Below are 7,392 nucleotides of genomic sequence, written 5' to 3' on the forward strand. Positions count from 1 at the left end.
ACGTGTGGCGTGGTACCCCCAGATCAGATTGGCAGGGGGTCTGGGGGACGGAGTCCCCCAGGGGAAGCACTCAACGCAACCTCGCCGCCCGCAAGGCGACCACCCTCAAAGCCAGCGACCCTCAAACCCGCCCCCGCCGTCAGGCCTTCTTCTTGCGCCGCCGAACCACAGGCGCCGACGACTTGTCCGCCTTCGCCGCAGCCAGCAACTCCTCAGCATGCGCCCGACCGGTATCAGTCGAATCCATCCCGGCAAGCATCCGAGCCAGCTCAACCACCCGCTGCGTCTCGTCCAGCCTCCGCACAGCGGACCGCGTGAACGTCCCATCCGCGGACTTGTCCACCACAAGATGCCGATCCGCGAACGCCGCCACCTGCGGCAGGTGCGTAACCACGATCACCTGGTGCGACCGGGCCAACCGAGCCAGCCGACGCCCGACCTCAACGGCGGCACGCCCACCAACCCCGGCATCCACCTCGTCGAACACCAGCGTGGGCACCGGGTCCGAATGCGACAGCACGACCTCAAGCGCCAGCATCACCCGCGAAAGCTCACCACCGGACGCACCCTTGTGCACCGGCAGAGCAGGAGCGCCAGGATGCGAGATGAGCCGAAGCTCCACGTCGTCCACCCCAGAAGACCCCGCGTGCAGGATCGACCGCCCCACCACCAACGCCTGTGCGTCCCCGGCCTCAGCGTGCCGAGGCCGAACGGCGAGTTCCACCGACGCGTGCGGCATGGCCAGCCCGTCGAGCTCCTCGGTGACGGCCTTCCCGAGCTCACCGGCGGCCTCGACCCGAGCGGCCGTGACCTGCTCAGCCAGCTTCGCCAGCTCCAGCGCCAGCTCGTCGCGACGAGTGGCCAGCCCGGTCAGCGCCTCCTCGGACGTGTCCAGCCCGTTCAGGCGAGCCCGCGCATCAGCGGCCCACGCGATCACACCGTCGACGTCCGCCGCGTACTTGCGCGTCAGCGCCTTCAGTTCGGCCTGGCGCTGCAGGACCTGTTCAAGACGACCGGGATCCGCCTCGAGGTGGTCCAGGTAGCCGGAGATCTCGGCGCCGACGTCGGCCAGCAGCGTCGCCGCCTCGACCAGTCGCGGTTCCATCTCGCGCAGCTTCGGGTCCTCCGACGCGGACAGGCGGCGGGCGGCCTCGGAGATCAGGCCGAGCGCGCCGGGGTTGTCCGGGTCGCCCTCCAGCGAGCCCGACACCGCGTACTGCGCGCCCTGGGCGGCTTCGCGGAGCTGGTCGGCGTCGGCCAGGCGGCGCGCCTCGTCGTGCAGTTCGAGGTCCTCGCCCGCCTTGGGGTCGACCGCGTCGATCTCGGCCAGGCCGTGGCGCAGCAGGTCGGCCTCACGGGCGAGTTCACGGGAACGCTCGGTGCGTTCCTTGAGCTCGGTCGTGACGCGCAGCCACTCCTCGCGGATGCTCCGGTACTCGCGCAGCGGCTCGGCCACGTCGTCGCCGGCGAAGCGGTCCAGCACGCCGCGCTGCTCGGTCGGGCGCATGAGGCGCAGCTGGTCGTTCTGACCGTGCACGGCGATCAGCTGCTCCGCCAGTTCGGACAGCACGCCGACCGGCACGGAGCGGCCACCGACGTGGGCCCGGGAGCGGCCGTCGGCGCCGACGGTGCGGATCGCGATCAGCGAACCGTCCTCGTCCGCCTCGCCGCCCACCTCCTCCGCCACCTTCGCGGCAGGGCTGCCCGCCGGTGCCTGGAAGCGGCCTTCGACCACCGCTTTGTCGGCACCGGTACGCACCCGCGACGCCTCCGCGCGGCCACCGCCGAGCAGGTGCAACCCGGTCACGACCATGGTCTTGCCCGCACCCGTCTCACCAGTGACCACAGTGAATCCGGGATCGAGTTCGAGGGTGGCCTCGTCAATAACACCAAGGCCATTGATGCGCATCTCGGCCAGCACAGGGCGAACCTTACTTGTCGGGTCCGACATTTCTCCGCGGGCACCATAACGAGCGAGTGCCGATGCACCGATCGGCGCGATCAGCCTGCCGATGGTCCCCGCCATCCCTTCACCGGCAGGGCGAACTTCTCGACCAGCCGGTCCGTGAACGGAGCCTGGCGCAGCCGCACGACCTTGAGCGGCAACGCGCCTTCCACGATCTCGATCCGCGCACCCGCGGGCAACTCGAACGTGCGCCGCCCGTCCGCCGACAGGGCCGCCGGATGCCCGGTCTGCTCGATCTCGAACGCCACGTGCGACTTCGGCGAGACGACCAACGGCCGTGCGAACAGCGCGTGCGCGTTGCTCGGCACCACCAGGATCGCCTGCACGTCCGGCCACACGACAGGTCCGCCGGCGGAGAACGCGTACGCCGTCGAGCCCGTCGGCGTCGCACACAGCACGCCGTCGCAGCCGAACGCCGACACGGGCCGTCCGTCGACCTCGACGACGACCTCGAGGATGCGTTCGCGGATCAGCTTCTCGACGCTGATCTCGTTGAGCGCCCACGTCTTCACGACGACCTCGCCGTTGACCGTCGCGACGAGGTCGAGCGTCATGCGCTCTTCCACGAAGTAGTCGCGCTCCAGCACGTGGCCGACCGCCTCGTGCAACGCGTCCGAGTCGGCCTCGGCGAGGAACCCGACACGGCCCAGGTTCACGCCCAGCACCGGCACCCGCGCCGGGCGGGCCAGTTCGGCGCCGCGCAGCAGCGTGCCGTCACCGCCCAGCACCAGGACGAGCTCGGTGCCCTCTGCCGCGTGGTCGTCGGCGGGCACGACCTTGGTGCAGCACGACGGGCCGAGGTCACGCGCCTCGTCGTCGAGCACCCTCGTCGTGACGCCACCGACCGCGAGACGGCCGGCGACCTGACGGGCGAGATCGATGTTGCTCTGGTGCCCGGTGTGGACGACCAGCAGGACTTCCCTCATTGGGGCCCTTCTTCGACGGCGGTGCGCACCATCTCCGCGGGGTCGACCGGGTCGCCCTTGCGGAGCCAGAGGAAGTATTCGACGTTGCCGGACGGACCGGGCAGCGGGCTCGCGACGACCCCGTGCACAGCCAGACCCAACCCCTCCGCTGCCTTCGCCACCTCGAGAACGGCTTCAGCGCGCAGCTCGGGGTCGCGCACCACGCCACCCGAGCCGAGACGTTCCTTGCCGACCTCGAACTGCGGCTTGACCATCGGCAGCAGGTCGCCTTCCTCGTCGAGGCACGCGGCCAGTGCGGGAAGCACAAGCCTCAACGAGATAAACGAAAGATCCGCTACGACGAGTTCAACTTTCCCGCCGATGTCCTCCGGAGTGAGGGTGCGGACGTTGGTCTTGTCCTTCACCACCACCCGGTCGTCGGTCTGCAGTTTCCAGTCGAGCAACCCGCGTCCGACGTCGGCGGCGACCACCTGGCGCGCGCCGTGGCGCAGCAGCACATCGGTGAAACCGCCAGTGGACGCGCCCGCATCGAGACAGCGCTTGCCCGTCGGGTCGATCTTGAACCCGTCGAGCGCGCCGATCAGCTTGTGAGCCCCGCGCGAGGCCCAGTTCGGGTCGTTGTCGAGGTCTTTGACGACGACCGCGTCAGAGGTCTCCACGGCGGTCGCGGGCTTGGTCGCGACGGTGCCGCGCACCGTGACGCGACCGTCCGCGACGAGTTGGCTGGCGTGCTCACGGGACTTGGCGAGCCCCCTGCGCACGAGTTCGGCATCGAGCCGCACCCTGCGAGGCACTGTGCATCACACCTTGTCGATGCTCGACAGCGCTTCGGTGAGCGTCGCGTGCACAGCGTCGAACCGCGCCACGTGCTCGGAGAGGGGAACGTTCTCGAGCCCGTCGAGCCGCTCCAGCGCGCCGTCGATGGCGTCGGCCGGGTTGGGCGGCGGTCCGGGCAGGGGGTAGCTCACTCGTCTTACGGTAGCCGATGGAGTACCGACAGGTCCGCGCCGACATACGTGGGCCTTTGCTCATCCGGAAGCGCTTGCGCCTCTTCCGCGGTCGACACACCCGTGAGGACGAGCAACGAGTCCATACCCGCGTTGACCGCGCCCAGGATGTCCGTGTCGAGCCGGTCCCCGATCACCAGCGGGCGTTGCGCGCCGAGATCCTTCGCCGCCTGCTGCAACAGCGGGGTGGCGGGCTTGCCGGCGACGAGTGGCTCCTGGTCGGTCGCCGCCCTGAGCGCCGCGACGAGGGAGCCGTTGCCGGGCAGCAGACCGCGTTCGGTGGGCAGGGTGGCGTCGACGTTGCACGCGACCCACAACGCGCCGTTGCGGATGGCCACGGTGGCCTCGGCCAGCTCGCGCCAGCCGAGGTCCATCGACAGCCCTTGCAGGACCGCCACCGCACCGTCGGCGGTGTCGGTCGGGATGAGTCCGCGCTTGAACACCTCGGCCTCCAGGGCCTTGGTGCCGAGCACGAGCACAGTGGAACGCTTCGGCAGACGTTCGGCCAGCATGGCCGCGCCCGCCTGCGAGGAGGTGCTCACCTCGTCGACGCTCGTGTCGAACCCGAGCTCGACGAGGTGATCCGCGACCGCCTGCGGTGAGCGAGATGCGTTGTTGGTGACGTACCGGATCCCGACGCCTGTCTTTCTGGCCTCGGCGATGGCTTCCGCCGCGCCGGGTACAGCAACGGGTCCGCGGTACACGGTGCCGTCGAGATCGATCAGCAACGCGTCGTACCGGTCAACCAACGTCTCGCTCACTGCTGCGCGGTCTCCTCCTGGGTCAACTCGAACGCGCGCTCGGCGGCGTCCGTCTCCCCTTCGTCGTCAGCCTCGGCGGCGTTGAGGAACCACTTGACCGCTTCCTCGATGCGACCGGCCGCGGCCAGGTTGTCGGCGTAAGCGTAGAAGAGTCGCGCGGAGTAAGGAGTGCGCTGCCCCGGATCGAGATCCGGACCCTGCAACGCCACCACGGCCGCCTCGAGCTGACCCATGTCCCGGCGAGCAGCGGCCGCGACGATCCGCAGCTCGATCTCGTCCTCCTGGGAGAGGTCCTTGACGGACGGGTCCTTGGCCAGGTCGATGGCCCGCTCCGGCCGCCCGAGCGCCCGCTCGCAGTCGGCCATGATCGCGAGGTGGCCCGGCCCGGCCATCATCCGGCGCGCGGCCCGCAGCTCGCTGAGCGCCTCGGCCCACTCGTCCGCGAAGTAAGCGGTCAGCCCAGCCGCTTCCCGGACCACGCCGACCCGCGCCGCCTTGCTGCGCGCGTACCGGGCGTGCTCCAGAGCCAGCTCCGGCTCCTCGTCGATCAGCAGCCCGGCCGCGGCCAGGTGCCTGCCGACGATCTCCGCGAGTCCCTTGGGCAGGCTGCGCAGCTCGGCCCGGATCTCCGGGTCGAGGGCCGACAGGTCGGCCTCCTCCGGCAGCTCGGGACGTCCGCCACGGGGCGCGGGCGCCTCGTCGCTGCTGCCGCTGCCGGCGGCGTCGTCACTGCCGGCACTGTCGTCGCTGCCGGCGGCGTCGTCACGGGTGTCGCGAGCATCGCTGTCATCGCGGACGTCCGAGTCGCGGTCGTCGGCGTCGACGACACCGGCGTTGCTGTCGGCGTCGGCCCGGTCGCTGCTGTCGGCCTCGTTGTCGTCAGCGTCGACGTCGGCGTCAGCGTCGACGTCGGCGCGAGCACCACTGCCGGTCTCGTCTGCGCCCTCGACACTGCCGTCGGAGTCGTCGCCGGCCGCCACCGCGTCGGTGGAGTCGGCGAGCTCGTCGTCGGAGGTCGTGCTGCCGGCGTTCTGCTCGCGACCTGCGGCGGCACGCGTGGCCGCGGCGCCGTCGCCCAGGCGGTAGCCGGCACGCTCGCCGTCAGCCGTCACGCCAGAGGTGCCCTCAGCGCTCTCGGCCTCGGTGCCGTCCTGGTCGGAGATCCGGTCCTGGAAACGCGCCGCACGCTCACGGCTGCGCTCGTCACGGCGGTCGTCGCGCTGGTAGGCGGGACGGTCGCTCGAACTTCCGCCGGCGCGAGGCGCGCTGCGGTCGCTGGAACGGTCGTCCTTGCGGTAGCCACCGCGGTCGCTCGAGCGGTCGTCCTTGCGGTACCCGCCACGGTCGCTGGAACGGTCGTCCTTGCGGAAACCGCCACGGTCACTGGAACCCTCACGACGCTGGTAACCACCACGGTCGCTGGAGCCGCCACGGTCGCTGCTGCCGCGATACCCGCCACGGTCGCTCGAACCACTGCGGTCGCTGCTGCCGCGGTAACCACCACGGTCGCTGGAGCCTTCGCGACGCTGGTAACCGCCGCGGTCGCTCGAACCTTCGCTGCGCGAGCCGGAACGGTCGTCGCGCGGCTTGAACTCACGACGGTCGCCGGAGCGGTCGTCCTTGCGGTAGCCACCGCGGTCGCTGGAACGGTCGTCCTTGCGGAAACCGCCACGGTCGCTGGAACCCTCACGACGCTGGTAACCACCACGGTCGCTGGAGCCGCCACGGTCCTCGCGCGACTTGAAGTCACGACGATCGCTGGAGCCGGAACGGTCACTGCTGCCCCGGTAGCCACCACGGTCACCGGAGCTCTCGCCGCCGCGGTAACCACCGCGATCGCTCGAGCCCTCACGACGCTGGTAGCCGTCACGGTCACTGGAACCTTCACGACGCTGGTAACCACCGCGGTCGCCGGAGCCCTCGCCGCCGCGGTAACCACCGCGATCGCTCGAACCTTCGCGACGCTGGTAACCACCACGGTCGCTGGAGCCCTCGCGGCGCTGGTAGCCGCCGCGGTCTTCACGGGGCTTGAAGTCACGACGGTCGCTGGAGCCACCGCGGTCCTCGCGGGGCTTGAAGTCACGGCGGTCGCCGCCACGGTCGTCCTTGCGGAAACCGCCACGGTCGCTGGAACCCTCACGACGCTGGTAGCCGCCGCGGTCGCTGGAGCCGGAACGGTCACTGCTGCCGCGATACCCGCCACGGTCACTCGAACCACTGCGGTCGCTGCTGCCGCGGTAGCCACCGCGGTCGGAACGCTCGCCGGAGCCCTCGCTCTTGCGGTAGCCCGGACGGTCGCTGGAGCCGGAACGGTCACTGCTACCGCGGTAGCCACCACGGTCGCTCGAACTGCTGCGGTCGCTGCTGCCGCGGTAGCCACCGCGGTCGCTGGAGCCGGTGCGGTTGCCTGCGCGGTCGTCTCGACGGTCTCCGCTGCGGTTGCGGTCGCCGGAGCCCTCACCACGCGGGTAGCCACCGCGGTCTTCGCGGGGCTTGAAGTCACGGCCGCCGGCGGCACCGCCGCGGTCGTCACGCTTGTTGTTGCTTACCTTGCGATCGCCTGTTGGGCGGCCACCGTCGGAATGGCGCGGTCGGTCTCCCTGGCCACGCTGACGGTCGCCGGGACGATCCCCGAACCTGGACACCAAATCCTCCTATAGACACGCTGAAAGGGGCTTGTGATCGAAGCACTGTAGTTGTGCCCCGCGATCACAAGCCCCTTCAGGGAAGTA

Annotated in this window: 6 protein-coding genes; all 6 read right to left on the minus strand. The window is 70.5% G+C overall.

Going from position 1 to position 7,392, the window contains the following annotated elements:
* Nucleotides 1-139: 139 nt before the first annotated feature.
* The 6 genes from recN to SK803_RS46150 all read right to left on the minus strand — a co-directional run bounded on the left by recN (nt 140) and on the right by SK803_RS46150 (nt 7,305).
* Complete coding sequence (gene recN, locus SK803_RS46125) at nt 140-1,909, minus strand: DNA repair protein RecN (protein ID WP_319972604.1); 1,770 nt, start codon at nt 1,907-1,909, stop codon at nt 140-142.
* Nucleotides 1,910-2,001: 92 nt separating this feature from the next.
* A complete protein-coding gene (locus tag SK803_RS46130; protein ID WP_319972605.1) occupies nt 2,002-2,892 on the minus strand; it encodes an NAD kinase in 891 nt (296 codons plus the stop codon).
* Nucleotides 2,889-3,686, minus strand: a complete 798-nt coding sequence (locus tag SK803_RS46135; protein ID WP_319972606.1) for a TlyA family RNA methyltransferase — start codon at nt 3,684-3,686, stop codon at nt 2,889-2,891. Before SK803_RS46135 ends, SK803_RS46130 begins: the two co-directional genes overlap by 4 nt.
* Nucleotides 3,687-3,692: 6 nt before the next feature.
* Entirely contained in the window at nt 3,693-3,860 is a 168-nt protein-coding gene (locus SK803_RS46140; protein WP_319972607.1) for a hypothetical protein, read from the minus strand.
* A 5-nt stretch (nt 3,861-3,865) separates the two neighbouring features.
* Nucleotides 3,866-4,660, minus strand: a complete 795-nt coding sequence (locus SK803_RS46145) for an HAD-IIA family hydrolase (protein ID WP_319972608.1) — start codon at nt 4,658-4,660, stop codon at nt 3,866-3,868.
* Complete coding sequence (locus SK803_RS46150; protein WP_319972609.1) at nt 4,657-7,305, minus strand: hypothetical protein; 2,649 nt, start codon at nt 7,303-7,305, stop codon at nt 4,657-4,659. Before SK803_RS46150 ends, SK803_RS46145 begins: the two co-directional genes overlap by 4 nt.
* Nucleotides 7,306-7,392: the final 87 nt, after the last annotated feature.

Origin of the sequence: Lentzea miocenica (assembly GCF_033949945.1) — a bacterium.
GTDB lineage: Bacteria > Actinomycetota > Actinomycetes > Mycobacteriales > Pseudonocardiaceae > Lentzea > Lentzea miocenica.

Bases quoted from the DNA above. Each gene is read 5' to 3' on its own strand.
- recN (WP_319972604.1), bottom strand. From the start codon at position 1,909: ATGCGCATCAATGGCCTTGGTGTTATTGACGAGGCCACCCTCGAACTC.
- SK803_RS46130 (WP_319972605.1), bottom strand. From the start codon at position 2,892: ATGAGGGAAGTCCTGCTGGTCGTCCACACCGGGCACCAGAGCAACATC.